This is a genomic window from Bradyrhizobium sp. sGM-13 (assembly GCF_018398875.1).
In the GTDB taxonomy this organism is placed as follows: domain Bacteria; phylum Pseudomonadota; class Alphaproteobacteria; order Rhizobiales; family Xanthobacteraceae; genus Bradyrhizobium.
Genome location: NZ_JAGWDK010000219.1, coordinates 1 through 368 on the forward strand (window position 1 = coordinate 1; position 368 = coordinate 368).

Here is a 368-nt window from a genome sequence, read left to right on the forward strand (position 1 = left end):
ATCTCGTCGCCGCGCTTGTCGCCGTAGAGCTTATCCTCCTGCGCATCGGCGGCCTCCGCCGCCTTGAGCCAGCGGTCGACCTCCGCTGCAAGCTCCGCTTCCCGCTTCTTCATGCGATCATAGCTCATCGCCTTGTGCTTGGACGCGTTCGCCTTGATCTTGGTGCCGTCGAGCGCAACGTGCCCGAGCTTCACCAACCCGGCCTTCTCGGCCAGCTTCAACACCTGCACGAACAGGTCGGCCAGCGCCTTCAGGTGCCGCCGCCGGAACTCTGAGATCGTGCGGAAGTCCGGCGCATCGCCCGCCACGATCATCATGAAATCCGCCCGCTCCACCGCCGCCCTGGCGATCCGCCGCGACGAGTAGAT

Annotated in this window: 1 protein-coding gene; it reads right to left on the reverse strand. The window is 65.5% G+C overall.

Features of this window, described 5'->3' with window-relative positions; all coding sequences use genetic code 11:
- Window positions 1–368, reverse strand: a 368-nt coding sequence (locus KJQ96_RS38845; RefSeq protein WP_213291204.1) for a transposase, incomplete at both ends; no start/stop codon positions are given.